The 15622-nt window shown below is 70.5% G+C and carries 15 protein-coding genes; 8 read left to right on the forward strand and 7 right to left on the reverse strand.

The genetic code is table 11. From position 1 onward, the window contains the following. Nucleotides 1-33: 33 nt before the first annotated feature. Nucleotides 34-1647: an AMP-binding protein gene (locus OG972_RS09065; RefSeq protein ID WP_266979921.1), complete on the reverse strand. Its 1614-nt coding sequence runs from the start codon at nucleotides 1645-1647 to the stop codon at nucleotides 34-36. Further along, nucleotides 1644-3320 (reverse strand): AMP-binding protein, encoded by a 1677-nt coding sequence (locus OG972_RS09070; RefSeq protein ID WP_266979922.1) that lies wholly within the window; start codon nucleotides 3318-3320, stop codon nucleotides 1644-1646. Before OG972_RS09070 ends, OG972_RS09065 begins: the two co-directional genes overlap by 4 nt. A 110-nt stretch (nucleotides 3321-3430) precedes the next feature. Here OG972_RS09070 and OG972_RS09075 point away from each other — a divergent pair, with 110 nt between their 5' ends. Both OG972_RS09075 and OG972_RS09080 read left to right on the forward strand, forming a co-directional pair. Further along, a complete protein-coding gene (locus OG972_RS09075) occupies nucleotides 3431-4273 on the forward strand; it encodes a helix-turn-helix transcriptional regulator (protein WP_266979924.1) in 843 nt (280 codons plus the stop codon). Nucleotides 4274-4357: 84 nt separating this feature from the next. Continuing rightward, nucleotides 4358-5011 (forward strand): LysE family translocator, encoded by a 654-nt coding sequence (locus OG972_RS09080; protein ID WP_266979926.1) that lies wholly within the window; start codon nucleotides 4358-4360, stop codon nucleotides 5009-5011. Nucleotides 5012-5034: 23 nt separating this feature from the next. Here the strand turns inward: OG972_RS09080 and OG972_RS09085 are convergent, their stop codons facing one another. Beyond that, nucleotides 5035-6201 (reverse strand): winged helix DNA-binding domain-containing protein, encoded by a 1167-nt coding sequence (locus OG972_RS09085; protein WP_266979928.1) that lies wholly within the window; start codon nucleotides 6199-6201, stop codon nucleotides 5035-5037. 129 nt (nucleotides 6202-6330) lie between these two features. Between OG972_RS09085 and OG972_RS09090 the strand changes: the two genes are divergently transcribed. After that, nucleotides 6331-7209: a DMT family transporter gene (locus tag OG972_RS09090; protein ID WP_266979930.1), complete on the forward strand. Its 879-nt coding sequence runs from the start codon at nucleotides 6331-6333 to the stop codon at nucleotides 7207-7209. A 367-nt stretch (nucleotides 7210-7576) separates the two neighbouring features. On the opposite strand, the gene OG972_RS09095 is transcribed toward OG972_RS09090, so the two are convergent. Next, complete coding sequence (locus OG972_RS09095) at nucleotides 7577-8470, reverse strand: DUF2510 domain-containing protein (protein ID WP_266979932.1); 894 nt, start codon at nucleotides 8468-8470, stop codon at nucleotides 7577-7579. A 233-nt stretch (nucleotides 8471-8703) separates the two neighbouring features. On the opposite strand from OG972_RS09095, the gene OG972_RS09100 reads away from it, so the two are divergent. Both OG972_RS09100 and OG972_RS09105 read left to right on the forward strand, forming a co-directional pair. After that, nucleotides 8704-9546 carry an alpha/beta fold hydrolase gene (locus tag OG972_RS09100; RefSeq protein WP_266979934.1) on the forward strand — a complete coding sequence of 281 codons (843 nt, stop codon included), beginning with the start codon at nucleotides 8704-8706 and terminating at the stop codon, nucleotides 9544-9546. Nucleotides 9547-9683: 137 nt separating this feature from the next. Then, a complete protein-coding gene (locus OG972_RS09105) occupies nucleotides 9684-10052 on the forward strand; it encodes a nuclear transport factor 2 family protein (RefSeq protein ID WP_266979936.1) in 369 nt (122 codons plus the stop codon). A 6-nt stretch (nucleotides 10053-10058) separates the two neighbouring features. Here the strand turns inward: OG972_RS09105 and OG972_RS09110 are convergent, their stop codons facing one another. Continuing rightward, on the reverse strand, nucleotides 10059-10232 hold the full coding sequence (locus OG972_RS09110; RefSeq protein ID WP_266979938.1) for a hypothetical protein: 174 nt from the start codon (nucleotides 10230-10232) through the stop codon (nucleotides 10059-10061). Nucleotides 10233-10261: 29 nt separating this feature from the next. On the opposite strand from OG972_RS09110, the gene OG972_RS09115 reads away from it, so the two are divergent. Beyond that, a complete protein-coding gene (locus OG972_RS09115; protein WP_266979940.1) occupies nucleotides 10262-10909 on the forward strand; it encodes a TetR/AcrR family transcriptional regulator in 648 nt (215 codons plus the stop codon). 27 nt (nucleotides 10910-10936) lie between these two features. On the opposite strand, the gene OG972_RS09120 is transcribed toward OG972_RS09115, so the two are convergent. Both OG972_RS09120 and OG972_RS09125 read right to left on the reverse strand, forming a co-directional pair. Then, nucleotides 10937-11953, reverse strand: a complete 1017-nt coding sequence (locus tag OG972_RS09120) for a hypothetical protein (protein WP_266979942.1) — start codon at nucleotides 11951-11953, stop codon at nucleotides 10937-10939. 68 nt (nucleotides 11954-12021) lie between these two features. After that, on the reverse strand, nucleotides 12022-12837 hold the full coding sequence (locus OG972_RS09125; RefSeq protein WP_266979944.1) for a metalloregulator ArsR/SmtB family transcription factor: 816 nt from the start codon (nucleotides 12835-12837) through the stop codon (nucleotides 12022-12024). Between the two features lie 64 nt (nucleotides 12838-12901). Here OG972_RS09125 and OG972_RS09130 point away from each other — a divergent pair, with 64 nt between their 5' ends. Then, entirely contained in the window at nucleotides 12902-13138 is a 237-nt protein-coding gene (locus OG972_RS09130; protein ID WP_266979946.1) for a hypothetical protein, read from the forward strand. Between the two features lie 69 nt (nucleotides 13139-13207). Then, nucleotides 13208-15613, forward strand: a complete 2406-nt coding sequence (locus OG972_RS09135; RefSeq protein ID WP_266979948.1) for an endonuclease/exonuclease/phosphatase family protein — start codon at nucleotides 13208-13210, stop codon at nucleotides 15611-15613. Nucleotides 15614-15622: the final 9 nt, after the last annotated feature.

Consider the following 15622-nt stretch of genomic DNA (forward strand, 5'->3'; position numbering starts at 1 on the left):
CCGCGCCCCGGGCACCGCCTCCCGCCTCACCGACTATCCGTAGTTCTCCCGCAGTTCGATCTTCCGGACCTTCCCGCTGACCGTCATCGGGAAGGTCTCCAGGATCTGCAGCCTCCGCGGGATCTTGTAGTGCGCAAGCTGCTCGCGGCAGTACTCCGTGACCTCGTCCAGGCTCGGCGGGTCCGCCGGGTCCCTGGGGATGACACAGGCCAGGATCTCCTCGCCGTACGTGGCGTCCGGTACGCCCACCACCTGCACGTCCGCGACCTTCGGGTGGCCGTAGAGAAATTCCTCGATCTCCCGCGGATACACGTTCTCGCCGCCGCGGATGATCATGTCCTTGATCCGGCCGACTATCTGTACGTAGCCGTCCTCGCGCATCACCGCGAGGTCGCCGGTGTGCATCCAGCGCCCCGCGTCGATCACCTCGGCGGTCCGCTCGGGCTGCTCCCAGTAGCCGAGCATCACGCTGTAGCCACGGGTGCAGAGTTCGCCCGCCTCCCCGCGTTCCACGGTCACCCCGGTGGCCGGGTCGACGACCTTCACCTCGATGTGCGGCATGACGCGGCCGACCGTGCCGGTGCGGCGCTCCAGGTCGTCGTCGCGGCGGGTCTGGGTGGAGACCGGAGAGGTCTCCGTCATGCCGTAACAGATGGACACCTCGTCCATGTGCATCTCGGCGACGACCCGCTTCATCACCTCGACCGGGCAGGGCGATCCGGCCATGATCCCGGTGCGCAGCGAGGAGAGATCGTACGAGGCGAAGTCGGGGAGGTTGAGCTCGGCGATGAACATGGTGGGAACGCCGTAGAGGGAGGTGCAGCGCTCCTGCTGGACGGCGGCGAGGACCGCGGCGGGCTCGAAGGCGGGAGCCGGAATCACGATGCAGGCGCCGTGCGAAGTGATGCCGAGGTTGCCCATCACCATGCCGAAGCAGTGGTAGAAGGGGACGGGCAGACAGACCCGGTCCTGCTCGGTGTAGGCGACCAACTCCCCGACGAAGTAGCCGTTGTTGAGGATGTTGTGGTGGGAGAGAGTGGCTCCCTTGGGGAAGCCGGTCGTGCCCGAGGTGTACTGGATGTTGATCGGGTCGTCGCAGGACAACTCGGCTTCCCTTACGGCCAGTTGCTCGGCGGTGACCGATCCGGCCGCTGCCGTCAGCTCGTCCCAGGACGGATCGCCGATGTAGTGCACGGACCGCAGGGCGGGGCACTCCCCCCGGACCTGGCCGACGAGGGCGCGGTAGTCGCTGGTGCGGTGGGCGAGCGACGAGATCAGGATCGAGATCCCCGCCTGGCCGAGCACGTACTGCAGCTCGTGCGCCCGGTAGGCCGGGTTGATGTTGACCATGATCGCGCCGATGCGGGCGGTGGCGTACTGGACGAGCACCCACTCGGGGCAGTTGATCGCCCAGATTCCGACGCGGTCGCCCCTGGCCACCCCGGAGCCCATCAGCCCGCGCGCCAGCTCGTCGACCGCCGCGCCGAATTCGGTGTACGTCCAGCGCCGCCCCGAGACGACGTCGACCAGCGCCTCACGCTCCGGGTACGCCTCGATCGCACGGTCGAGATTGCGCCCGATCGTGTCCCCGAGCAGAGCGGTGGTGCCGGTGCCGTGGGCGTAGGACAGCCCGGTCCGTCCGGTCATCGCAGATCCCCCTCGTCGTATTCGGTGCCGATGCCCTGGGCCGTGCGCTCGCGCAGCTCGATCCGGCGGATCTTCCCGGAGACGGTCTTCGGCAGCTCGGCGAACTCCAGTCGGCGGATCCGCTTGTACGGGGCGAGGACCGCCCGCGAGTGCGCGAACAGCACCTTCGCCGTGTCCGGGCCGGGCTCCCAGCCCTCCGCCAGGACGACGTACGCCTTCGGGACGGCGAGCCGGACCGGGTCCGGCGCGGGCACCACCGCGGCCTCGGCGACCGCCTCGTGCTCCAGCAGCGCGCTCTCCAGCTCGAACGGCGAGATCTTGTAGTCGGACGCCTTGAACACATCGTCGGCGCGGCCGACATAGGTGATGTAGCCGTCCTCGTCGCGGGAGCCGATGTCGCCGGTGCGGTAGTAGCCGCCGGCCATCGCCTCGGCGGTACGGTCCGGGTCACCGTGGTAGCCGGTCATCAGGCCGACCGGGCGGTACGACAGGTCGAGGGAGATCTCGCCCTCGGTCGCACCGGGCTCACCGGTGACCGGGTCGAGGAGCTCGACCTTGAAGCCGGGACTGGGCCGTCCCATCGAACCGGCCTTCAGTACCTGGCCGGGAGTGTTGGCGACCTGGACGGCGGTCTCGGTCTGGCCGAAGCCGTCCCGGATCGTGACGCCCCACTCGCGCCGGACCGTCTCGATGACCTCGGGGTTCAGTGGCTCTCCGGCGGCGACGACCTCGCGCGGCGGGGTGTTCAGCTGGGAGAGGTCGGCCTGGATCAGCATCCGCCAGACGGTGGGCGGGGCACAGAAGCTGGTGACGCCCGAGCGGTCCATTTCGGCCATCAGGCGGCCCGCGTCGAACCGGGTGTAGTTGAAGATGAAGACGGTGGCCTCGGCGCTCCACGGCGCGAAGAGGTTCGACCAGGCGTGCTTGGCCCAGCCCGGTGAAGAGATGTTGAGGTGGACGTCCCCGGGCTTGAGACCGATCCAGTACATCGTCGACAAGTGACCCACGGGGTACGAGACATGGGTGTGCTCGACCAGCTTGGGGCTGGCGGTCGTGCCGGAGGTGAAGTACAGCATCAGCGGCTCGTCGGCGTCGGTCTCCCGGTCCGTCTCGAAGCTCTCCGGCTGCTCGTCGGCGCCGGTGTACGGGAGCCAGCCCGGTACGTCCTCGCCGACGGCGATCCGGGTGTAGTCGCCGGGCACCTCGTCGAACTTGACGGCGTCCGCGTCCCGCACGATCACATGCCGGACCCGGCCGCGCTCCACCCGGTCGCGCAGGTCGACGGGGCCGAGGAGCGGGGTGGCGGGAATGACGACGGCGCGCAGCTTCATCGCGGCGAGGGCCGTCTCCCACAGTTCGACCTGGTTGCCGAGCATGACGAGGATCCGGTCTCCGGCGCGTACCCCTTGGGCGCGGAGCCAGTTCGCGGCCCGGTTGGAGCGGGCGGACATCGCGGCGAAGGACACCTCGGTGCGGCGGCCGTCCTCCTCCACGATGTGCAGGGCGGTGCGGTCGTTGTTCTCCGCGATGACGTCGAACCAGTCCAGCGCCCAGTTGAAACGATCGGCCCGGGGCCAGCGGAAGCCCTCGTACGCCGTCGCATAGTCCTCGCGATGCTGCAGCAGAAAGTCCCGGGCGGCCCGGAACGTTTCCGTCGCGCTGGTTGCCGACATGTGCCCTCCTTATTGCGGACCGGACCGGTCCCTTAACATCATGTAAACAGTGACCCAGGTCTCACCACCCCCGAACGGGGGTGACGCGGGCGGGGCAGAGAGGCGACAGCGTGCCGGAGCCGGTCGATGCGGTCGAGATGCAAGCGGCCCTACTGCGGTTGCGCCGGGCGAGCGGGCTGCCCGTGGCGTTCGGCGGACTGCTGTCGGATGCGCGTCACGCCCGGATAGCGGAGCTCAACGGGGCGCAGACCACGGCGCTGCGCGGCCTCGTCATCACTGCGGGCAGCGGACTCGGCGGCAAGTCGATCGCCCTGTCCCGGCCGTGCGCGGTGACCGACTACCCGTCGTCGCGGCACATCAGCCACGAGTACGACACCGCGGTCGCCGCGGAGGGGCTGCGCTCGGTGGTCGCGGTGCCCGTCGTCGTACGCCGCAAGGTGCGGGGCGTGCTGTACGGGGCGCTGCGTGAGCCCCTCACCCTCGGGGACCGTACGTTCGACGCGGCCGTCGCGGCGGCCCGCGACGTGGAACAGGCGCTCGCCGTGCGCGACGAGGTGCAGCAGCTCCTGGCCGTCACCCGGGACCAGGTGACGGACCCGCGGACGGCGCCGGGTGCGTGGGAGGACGTCCGCGAGGCGCACCGCGAGCTGCGCGCGCTGGTCCCGAAGGTGGCCGACCCGGCGCTTCGCGAGGAACTCCTCTCGGTGTGCGGGCTGCTGGCCTCGGCGTCCGGGACATCGGTGCCGGGCGCCCGCGGGGTGCAGCTGGCGCCGCGCGAGATCGATGTCCTCGCCTGTGTGGCCGCGGGCGCGACAAACGCGGTGGCGGCCGACCGGCTCGGGCTGCGGCCCGAGACGGTGAAGGGGTATCTGCGCGCGGCGATGCGGAAGCTGGGGGCGCACACCCGGCTGGAAGCGGTCGTGGCGGCGCGCCGGGCGGGGCTCCTGCCGTAGGCGCGCGCCGGGCGTCCGCCTCGGTCGCGCGCCTGACGTCCGCCGGGGTCTCTGCCGTACGGTCGGGGCCAGGGGGTGACGGACATGGTGTCCACGCATCAATATCTTGTCTTCGCGGCGATGTCCCTGCTGGTGATCGTGATCCCGGGGCCGAGCGTCCTCTTCGTGATCGGCCGGGCCCTGGCCCACGGCCGCCGCACCGCGCTGGCCACGGTGCTGGGCAATGTCGCCGGTTCGTACGTCCTGGTCGTGGCGGTCGCGCTGGGCATCGGTTCGCTGGTCGAACGCTCGGTGGTGGTCTTCATGACCGTGAAGCTGGCGGGTGCGGCGTATCTGGTCCTCCTGGGGGTGCAGGCGTTCCGGCACCGCAAGGAGCTGAGGCCGGGGGCTGTCGAGGCGTTGCCGGAGCGGCCCGCGCGCGGTGATCTGCGGACGGTGATGGACGGTGTGGTCGTCGGCGTCACCAACCCCAAGGGCATCGTCTTCTTCGCCGCGGTACTCCCCCAGTTCGTGGACCCGTCGACCGGTCATCTCCCGGCGCAGATGCTGCTGTTGGGGCTGGTGCCGATCGCGATCGGGCTGGTGACGGACACCCTCTGGGGGCTCGGCGCGTCGGCGGCCCGGAGCTGGTTCGCCCGGTCGGACAAGCGGCTGTCGGTGATCGGCGGGGCGGGTGGCTTCGCGATGATCGGTCTGGGCGTGACGGTGGCGGCGACGGGCCGCGCCGACAGGCTCTGAGAGGAGCTGAGCCCCGCTCCCGGTCAGTCCCCGAAGTCGACGAAGGGGGCGAACCGGATGTCGTGCGCGGCCGGGTCCGCGGGTCCCATCGTGGCGAGCATCCGCAGCCCCTCTTCCGTGACGGCTTCGCGCTCCGCCGGGCTCAGCCTGCCCAGCGCCTGCACGGTGACGGTCCCCTGGCCTCCGGGCTTCTGCCCGGGCGCGCCGAACCGCCAGATCGCCGCGAGGAGGCCGTCGACGAGCACGGCTCCGTATGCCTGATTGCCGTTCCCGTTGCGTCCTTTGAACTGCGGCGGGATGACGCGCGTACGGTCCGCATGGCCGAGGAGGACGTTGTCGAACTCGGGCAGGAAGCGCGGTGGGGCGGGGGTGTCCGGGTCGGGACGCGGGGCGTCCGGCAGGTCGAAGAGTTCCACGCCGTGCTCGTCGCGGAAGGTGATCAGCCGCGGCCGAAGCCGTTCGAAGACCTCCTGCAGCCGGGTCAGTCCGGCCCACATCTGCATGTCCTTCACGGAGGCGGGTCCGAAGGCGCCGAGGTAACGCAGCACGGTCGCGTCGGGTGCGGGTGTCGGCTCCGACGGCCGGCCGAGCCAGTGCTCGGCGGTGGTCAGCGCGACCTGTCCGCTCCGGCCCCAGAGCCCGCGCGGGGTGACCTGGACCAGGGGCAGAGTGCAGCGGGCGGCCACGGTCAGGGCCTGTGGGTCGGCGTCCGGCCACTGCGCGAGGAGTACCTCGCGCAGTTCCTTCGGGGTGCGCGGGCGCTCCTCGACGAGCTCTCTGCCGATCGCCGCGAGCCGGTCCAGGTCCACCCCGCCGAGTCCCTGCCGGAACATCTTCAGCTCCCGGCTGCGGGCCGGCTGGACCAGCGGACGCAGGGTCAGCGCGTCGTCGGCGGTGTGGGTATGGATGGTGGATCGGAGGGTGACGATGCGGACCACCTCTCGGGACCCCATCAGCGTGGAGAGCTCGGCCGGGTCAAAGCCTTCGAGCCGGGCGAAGAGCTGGTAGTACGGCGGCTTGGTGTTCTGCGCCTGGAGCCCGACGAGATGCCCGACGGCTTCCTTCGCGGACATCGGGCTCCGGCGCAGGAGCAGTTGGCGCTCCAGAGTGGCCCGGCCCAGTGCGCGGGGCGTGAGCAGCGGGGACTGGGCGGATGCGGCTCGTGCGGCGGGGTTCGTCTTCGCGGCCATGAACGGCACGGTACGCGGACACGCGGACACCTTCCGTCCGCAATGCATTCTCCCCGTCCTTCCCCCGGCCGCCGCACCGCAGGGCGGCAGGACCCCGGAATACGCGCGGGCCGCCCGCATCATGGACGGGTGATCAGCGTCCTGTTCGCCATCCTGACCGCACTCAGCAACGGCGCCGCGTCCGTGCTGCAACGCCGTGCCGCCCTCGCCGTACCCGACACGCACGCGATGCACCTGTCGCTGATCGGCCATCTGCTGCACCAGAAGGTGTGGCTGGCCGGGATCGGGCTGGTGATCGTCGCCGCCGTCTGCCAGGCCGTCGCGCTGGCCACCGGCCCGATCTCGGTGGTCCAGCCGATCTTCGTCATCGAACTCCCGGCGACACTGCTGCTGGCCGGGTTCGTGATGCGGGTCCGGGTACCGCGCGGAGTCTGGTACGGCGTGGCTGCCGTGACCGTGGGGCTGGCCCTCGGCATGGCTTCCGCCGCTCCGGGTGGCGGCAGCACGTCGGTGCACGGCGCGGTCTGGGTCCCGGCGCTGATCGTGACGGGGATCTTCGAGGCCGCTCTGATCACCGGCGCGATGAGTACCCGCGGAAACCCCCGGGCGGCGCTGCTCGGGCTCGCCGCCGCATGCGGGTACTCGCTCACCGCCGCACTGATGAAGGACGCCATGGGGCGGCTCGATGACGGCGGGGTGACCGCGCTCATGACGTCCTGGCAGCTGTACGCCACCGCCGCCGCCGGAGTGGGTGCGCTGTTCCTGCTGCAGAACGCACTCCAGGCGGGCACCCTGGTCGCCGTCCAGCCGATGCTGACACTGGGCGACGCGCTGATCAGCATCCTGTACGGGGTGACGCTGTTCGGCGAGGAACTGCGTACGGGCTGGTGGCTGCTGCCGGAGCTGGTCGCCATGGTTCTCATCGCGCTGGGCTGCATCGAACTGGCGCGTTCGCCGCTGGCGACCGGGCACGCCGCACCGCCGCGGCGCAGCACCCGCGTGACGTGACGGCCCGTACCGGGCCCCGGGGGCGGGCGTCCGGGTCCCGGTGCGGGCCGACGACGTCGAGGTCGGGGTGGCGGCGAACAGCGCGACGGCGATCGGCCGCAGAGATGGCGGACGGCGCACGGCGGTGGCGGCGTGGCCCTGCTCCGACTCACCTGTTCGGCCCAGAGCCCACCGAGTCCGGCACGACGGAGAGAGTGCGAGTTCCGGACGGCCCCGGATGACGCCCATCCGGCCTCGCCCGCCCTTACGGCGTGCATCAGGTCGTCAGAGGAGCTCGCATACGGCCGCCTGCCCCTGCGACGCTCGCCCGACACGCGGAACCGGCCCCCGGGAGGAATTCCCGGGGGCCGGTTCCCGCCGAGTCGCTTCAGGCGGTCTGCCCGGATCCCGAACCCGTCACGGCCGCCGCCTTGATCCCCTCGGTGATCTCGTCCATCACCGCGAGCGCGGGCGCCTTGGGGCTGACGTCGAAGCCGGACCTTACGACAACCAGCATGTCCGTGGAGCGAGGGGAGGGAAAGGCCAGCGACTGGACGTAACCGTCGTCGCCCTTCTTCGTGACCACCTTCCAGCGCACCAGATAGCCCTTCCGGCCCGCGACGGTGACCGCCTCGGACTTGAGCTGCTCGTGCGAGGTGATGGCGCCGTAGGCCTTGCCGCCGTACGACGACGTGGCGTTGACGGAGATGTCCGCCTTCGCCGCCGCCTCCGCCGTCTTCGCCGTGATCTTGAGCGCCTGGGCCGGGGCGACGAACGCCCCTCCGCGCTCGCACTTCTGCGAGGCGTCCGCCGGGCACGTGTACGACCCCGTGCTCACCGAGGCACCGATCAGGGCCGACTGACCGGTCCAGCCGTCGGGCACCGGCAGGCTGATGCCACTGCTGGCGTCCGTGGCATACCCCTCCTCGGACGGCGGTTGCTGCTGGTCGGGCGCCGGACTCCGGCCACCGGGGCCACCGGAACCGCCCTGGCCGTTCTGTCCCCCGGGGGAACTGGGCGCCGGCGACACGGCACCACGGGAGGTGTTCTCGGAGCTGTGGGATCCATCAGTCAGCAGGATGGCGCCACCCGCGATCGCGGCCAGCACCACCACGCCCGCGGTGACGCCGACGCCGATCCAGATCCGACGGCGCCGGACGGCCGCGGGCGGCGTCCGGAGCTGATCCGTCCACTGACTTCCGTCCCACCAGCGTTCCTGGACAGGGCCTGTTCCTGTATACCCGGGGTCCGTATGCCAGCCGGGAGGGCTCATCTCGGTCACGACGCCCACCGTAGAGGCGCTCCGTGAAAATCCCATGAAACGGTGCGAGGAACCCTCTCAGGGCCGCCGACAGTGCGCGGACCACCGAATCGGGGCGTAATGGGCTAGGACGTCTCTTTCGGATCAGGCGCGCCATCGGGAGTGCGGGCAGGTCCCGGCGAGCCGGGCACGCTCCGAAAAGAGGTCCCAGGAGCCCGGACCACGACCGGACCGGGCCGTGCGATGGGAGAGCCATGCCGTACATCACCGTTGGCGAGGAGAACTCCGCCGGCATCCATGTGTACTACGAGGACCACGGGATGGGGCAGCCCGTCGTCCTGATCCACGGGTTCCCGCTGAGCGGCGCATCCTGGGAGAAGCAGCTCCCGGTCCTGCTGCGCGCCGGGTACCGGGTGATCACGTACGACCGGCGCGGCTTCGGCCGCTCCTCGCAGCCCACCACGGGGTACGACTACGACACTCTCGCCACGGATCTCAACGCCGTCATGGAGAAGCTCGACCTGCAGAACACCATCCTGGTCGGGTTCTCCATGGGCACCGGCGAGGTCGTCCGCTACCTGGGCAATTACGGATCCGCGCGGGTCGACCGGGCGGCACTGATCGCCCCGATCCCGCCGTTCCTCCTGAAGACCGGGGACAACCCCGAGGGGGTCGACCGGAGCGTCTTCGACGACATCATGAGTGCCATCGCCTCGGACCGTCCCGCGTATCTGACGACCTTCCTCCACGACTTCAACAACGTCGACAAGCTCGGTGGTACCCGGATCAGTGACCAGGCGCTGCAGCTCCAGTGGATGGTGGCCGCCGGTGCGTCGGCCCACTCCACGCTGGCCTGTGTGCCGGCCTGGCTGACGGACTTCCGCGACGACCTGCCCAAGATCGACGTGGAGACGCTGATCGTCCAGGGCAACGAGGACCGCATCCTGCCCATCGACTCCTGCGGGCGGCGACTGCCCGACCTGATCAAGAACAGCCGTCTCGTCGAGATCCCGGGCGGCCCGCACAACATCGGGTGGACGCACGCCGAGGAACTCAACGCAATTCTCATGGGGTTCCTGGGCCGGACGGCCTCCTGAGCGCCGCACGCCGCCGGGGCGTCCGGTCATGACCCAGGAGGTAATCGACGCTTCTTCGCGCGTCGGACATCGTGTTCCTCACAAGCCGTACAGGAGCCCGGCCGCAGGGCCGGGACCGTGACCGGGAGGACAGCACGATGACCGCATACGAGGACGCCGTTCAGCGCTACTTCACCGCCTGGAACGCGGCCACCCCCGAGGAACTGGCGAAGGCCGTCGCCGCCGCCTTCACCGACGGCGCCACGTACACCGACCCGCTGGCCTCCGTGCGGGGCCACGACGAGCTGGTGGCCGTGATCAGCGGTGCCCATCAGCAGTTCCCCGGCTTCGAGTTCAAGCTGACCGGCGCCCCCGAAGGACACCACGACATCGTCCGGTTCAGCTGGGACCTGGTCTCCACCGCCGACGGCTCCGCGCCCGTCGCCGGGTCCGACGTCGTCACCCTCGACGACGACGGGCGCATCACCTCGGTCAGCGGCTTCCTGGACCGGGTCCCCGGAGCGTGACCGGCGCTACGCGGGCGCGGCCGAACGGCGACGCAGCGAGGGGTCGGTGAGCGCAGCCGGGTGGTAACCGGCGTCCCGCGCGGAGAGGTTGCGGCCACGCTCCCCCATCGGCTGGAGATGACCCGGTCGGAGCCCGGCGACCATCTCGTGGGCGCCGACCGCGCGGACCGCCGCCTCCACCTCGGTGCCGGTGGCGTCCGGGTGTCCGTATGCGATCGCCTCGTGGACGGTTCCGCTGCACCGGCACCGAGATCGCGGACGCGGAAGGCCTCGGAGCCGTGTCCATGCAGCGGGTCGCGGAGCAGCTCGGCAAGACGAAGATGTCGCTCTACCGATACCTGCCCGGCAAGGCGGAACTGATCGCCGTCATGGTGGAAACGGCGCTGGATGACGCACCGGAGGGCGGGGAGGATGACTGGCGGGCGCGCCTGACGGCCTGGTCGTACGGCCTGGTCGAGATGCTCCGCCGTCACCCCTGGCTACTGGAGGCGACGGTCGGCCCGCGCCTGATGGGCCCGAAGGAACTCGGCTGGATGGAGCGGGCCCTCTCCGCGCTGGACGGCACCGGGCTCACGGGCGCGGAGCGCATGGACGCGGTGGTGCTGCTCACCAGCCATGTTCGGGGCATCGCGCTCCAGAGCCGGGCGGCCGCCCCCTCCAGCGCACCGGAGGCCCAGCTCCTCGCCGCGCTCGGCACGGTGCTGCGGGACCACGGCGCGGACTACCCGCACCTGGCCGCGGCGACGGCCTCCTCGGTCGGTTCCGGAACCCAGGGACAGGACCAGGCTCTGGAGTTCGGTCTTGACCGCATCCTGGACGGCCTGGAGGTCCTGATCGCCGAGCGCGCCCGGAGGTGATCCACCCGAGGGCCCGCAGCAACAGGACTACTGCAGGGTCGTGACGGGCGGATGCCCGTACGAGTCGGTGCACCGGTAGACCTGGAGTGTGTACCCCCGGCCGACGGTCACCATCGTGGGGCAGTCCCAGTCGGGATACGGCGGCCGGCCCGCGTCGTCCCTGTCCTCGACAGGACGCCAGCCACTGCTCTCGCCGTCCCATTCGCTGCTGTCGACGGTGAGGAGGGGGGCGACCGGGGCACCGCAGTCGCAGCGGACCTCCATCGGGTCGCAGAAGGTCCAGGGGGCGGACCAGCCGCCGACCTTCCAGCCCGGGGCGACCGACAGATCGCCCCGGTAGCCCAGCCCCTGCCTCTCACTCTGTTGCTGCTCCTTCTCCCATGCGTATATGCGATCGGTCAGCGCATGGTCCAGCTCATGGGCCGCCGGATACTCGACGACCCGCTCGGGGTGCAGGACGCACGGGGCAGGTACGTAGTCGTCGAGGCCGACGAAGTCCGGCGCGGGCGGGTGGGCGAGGACGTCCCGCACACTGCCGGACTGCCGCCACCGCAGGTGCACGGCCGACGGCGAGTCCTCGATCTCCGTGAACGGGCACCACAGCACCTGCAGCATGTCCGTGCCGTCGGGACAGGGGAGGTCGGGAACATCCCGGGCGTAGAGCTGCGCCAGCGCGATCAGCGGCAGGGGCTCCGTCGGGAGCAGCGACGGGTCGTGTCCGGCGTGGATCCGGTCCACCACCGCCTGCTCGTCAGGGGTGAGCAGATTCGTCCGCGGCGGCCTGGGCCGCTGCCAGGCCTGCGTGAGGATGCGGCGGAGTGTGCGCACGTCCTCCAATGTCGTGAGCCGGTGCGGGTGATGGTCGTCGGCGCAGACCGGCCAGGCCTCGTCGGCCGGCCACAGCAACGGTCCGCCCACCGAGCTCTCGTGCACCGTGGGATCGCCCGGGGACGGATGAAGCCGGGTTGCCGTCCGTGCCATGCCCGCCAGCGCCGGAAAGACCGAGGCCACATCCCAAGGGCGCGGCGGTGTCGTACGTGTCATGCTTCCCCTCCTCCTCGACAGCCCGCATCCAAGCACGCCGCACCGACAGCCGGTCCGGAGGACCTGACCTACTGATCCGGGTCGCAGACGAACCTGCCGCCCTCCAGCAGCGTCTTGAGCGTCGAGAGGATCATGACCCAGCCGTCGCTGACGCCTTCCAGCATCCTGCTGTCCGGGCTGTCGAAACCGTCGTGGGTGATGGTGAGCTTGATGCCCATCTCAGGCTCCTCGGCGGGCTCGATGTCAAAGGTGACCTTCGACCGCTCCTGGACCGCCTTCTCCCATTCCTCGTCCGAGGCGAAGCCGAACATCGCGCGGTGCATGGGCTGCAGGGTGTGCCAGGTGTACGAGAGCCGCTTGCCGGGCTCCGCCTCCAGGACCCGCTGGCCGACCTCCTCGAACTCGCCGTCCGGGTCCATCTTCCAGCGGACCGGCGCGCCGACCTCCCAGGTCGACTCGGGGCCGTAACCCCCCATGTAGATCTTGATGAACTCGGGGTCGATCAGCGCCTGGTAGAGCTTCTCGGCGGTGGTCTGGATGTAGGTGACGTAAACGAACTCGGGCTTGTCCATGACCGGTTGTCCTTCCAGCGTTTCCTTGAGACGGGAGAGCGCGGTCATCCGGCCGCGTTCGTACCGGCCGATCCAGCGGTCGGCCACTTCCTGGATGGGCACCGGGTTGAGGTAATGGAGCTTCTCCCGGCCCCTGCGGGCGGTGGAGACCAACACGGCGGACTCCAGGACCGCCAGATGCTTGCTCACGGCCTGCCGGCTCATGGCCAGCCCTTCGCTCAGCTCGCGCAGTGTCTGCCCACCGCGCGCGTTGAGCCGGTCGAGTAGCTGTCGACGGCTGGGGTCGGCGAGCGCCTTGAATATCGCGTCCATCGCCGCCACCCCTCCCACCGCCTCTCTGCCGTCCCGTCCCACCTCACCATAGGCAACCTTTTGGTTGCCTGTCGAGCAGCGACCCGACCGGGTCTCCGACCTGCACAACCTCTGGAACGCCGGCGACGTGCGCTTCGCCTACCGCAACCCCGGACCGCACACCGGCGGGCACTTCGCGTTCCGCACCGTCCTCGGCCACTTCAGGGTCGGTGACTTCAAGGTCAGCGAACTCGCGGCCAGGTGGAGGAGCCCGAGTACGGGCCCGGGGGTCGTCGGAGCGTTTTCCGGAATTAACCTCTGATGCCTTGTCACAGCCAGGTCTACGCGCATAGCTTGTGGCCCCTCATCACACTTTGAGGGGCAGCTCACCGTGCACATATCCAGACCTCGTTCCATCCTGCTGGCCGGCGCGGTCGCCGTGACCCTCTCGGCGACCGCGCTGCCTGCCGCTTTCGCGGCCCCGTCCTCGACCGCCGTGATCTCCGAGGTGTACGGGGGCGGGGGCAACTCGGGTGCGACGCTCACCCGCGACTTCGTCGAACTGGCCAATGCCGGCTCGGCCGCGTACGACCTCTCGGGCTTCAGCGTCCAGTACCTGCCCGGCACGCCGTCCGCAGGTTCGCTCTGGCAGGTCTCCGCGCTGACCGGGTCCGTCGCGCCCGGCGGCCGCTACCTGGTCGCCCAGGCCGCGGGCACCGGCGGCACCGCCGCACTGCCCACGCCGGACGCGACCGGCACCGTGGCGATGTCCGCGACCAGCGGCACCGTCGCCCTCGTCTCCGGAACCACCCCGCTGACCTGCAAGACCGCGGCCGACTGCGCCGCCGACACCCGCATCGTGGACCTCGTCGGCTACGGCTCCGCGGTCGTGCGGGAAGGCAGTGGCCCGGCTGCGGGTGCCTCCGCCACCGCCTCCGTGGCGCGCGGTACGTCGCTCGCCGACACCGACAACAACGCCGCCGACCTGGCCGCGGGCGCCCCGACTCCGGTCAACGCGGCCGGTGAGACGTCCGGCGGAGCGGGCCCCGGCGACCCCGGGAACCCGACCGAGCCCGGCACCGTGCGGGTGCACGACATCCAGGGCACCACCCGTGTCTCGCCGCTGAACGGCCAGTCGGTGACCGGCGTCCCCGGCATCGTCACCGGCGTGCGGACCACCGGTTCGCGCGGCTTCTGGATCCAGGACGCCACGCCGGACGCGGACGCCCGTACCAGCGAAGGTGTCTTCGTCTACACCGGCTCCACCGCACCGTCGGTCGCCGTGGGCGACTCCGTGCTGGTCAGCGGCAAGGTGGACGAGTACTACCCGTCGACCACCACCCAGTCGATCACCGAGATCACCGCCCCCAGGGTCACGGTCCTGTCGTCGGGCAACGCGCTGCCCGCGCCGGTCGTGCTCGACGCGACGTCCGTGCCCGACGCGTACGTCCCCTCGGCAGGCGGCGGTTCGGTCGACGCGCTGGCCCTCGACCCGGCGACGTACGCCCTCGACCTGTACGAGTCGCTCGAAGGCGCCCGCGTACAGATCGCCGACACCCGGGTCACGGGTGCGACGACCGCGTACGACGAGGTCTGGGTGACGGTCAAGCCGAACGAGAACCCGACGCGGCGCGGCGGCACGCTCTACTCCTCGTACACCGACCAGAACACCGGTCGCATCAAGGTGATGTCGCTGGACACCACCCGCCCCTTCCCCGTCGCGAACGTGGGCGATGAGCTGTCCGGCACCACCACCGGTGTCATGGACTACGCCTCCTTCGGCGGCTACAACCTCCAGGCGACCGAGCTGGGCACGCTCACCGACCACCACCTGCGGCGCGAGGTCACCCGGAAGCAGCGGGACAAGGAGCTCGCGGTCGCCACGTACAACGTGGAGAACCTGGACGCGCTCGACGAGCAGGCCAAGTTCGACACGCTCGCCGCGGGCGTCGCGGTCAACCTCTCCTCCCCCGACATCGTGTCGCTGGAGGAGATCCAGGACGACAACGGTGCGGTGAACGACGGCACGGTCGGCTCCGAGGCGACGCTCAAGCGGTTCACCGACGCGATCGTCGCGGCGGGCGGTCCGCAGTACGCATGGCGCTACATCGCCCCCGTGGACGGCAAGGACGGCGGCGAGCCCGGCGGCAATATCCGTAACGTCTTCCTCTTCAACCCCGAGCGCGTCGACTTCGTGGACCGCGCGGGCGGCGATGCGACCACCCCCGTGACCGCCGTCAAGACAAAGAAGGGCGTCACTCTCTCGGCGTCGCCCGGCCGCATCGCCCCGACCAACGACGCGTGGGCGGACAGCCGCAAGCCCCTGGTCGGCGAGTTCCGCTTCCACGGGAAGCCGGTGTTCGTCATCGGCAACCACTTCACCTCCAAGGGCGGCGACCAGCCCCTGCACGGCCGCTACCAGGAGCCGAAGCGAAGCTCGGAGACGAAGCGCGTCAAGCAGGCGACGGAGGTCAACACCTTCGTCACGTCGCTGCTGGCGGCGGACAAGTCGGCGCGGGTCATCACCCTCGGGGACCTCAACGACTTCGCGTTCTCGCCGACGATGGACGCGCTGACCGACGGCCAGGTGCTCAAGCCGCTGATCACCACGCTGCCGGAGGACGAGCAGTACAGCTATGTGTACGAGGGCAACTCGCAGACGCTGGACCACATCCTGACCAGCCCCGGCGTGTACCGCTTCGACTACGACGTGGTGCACATCAACGCGGAGTTCGCCGACCAGGCGAGCGACCACGACCCGCAGATCGTGCGCGTGGACGTGAACGCACGGGACTGATCCCGTACA

The sequence above is a fragment of the Streptomyces sp. NBC_01669 genome (assembly GCF_026339735.1).
In the GTDB taxonomy this organism is placed as follows: Bacteria; Actinomycetota; Actinomycetes; order Streptomycetales; family Streptomycetaceae; genus Streptomyces; species Streptomyces yanii.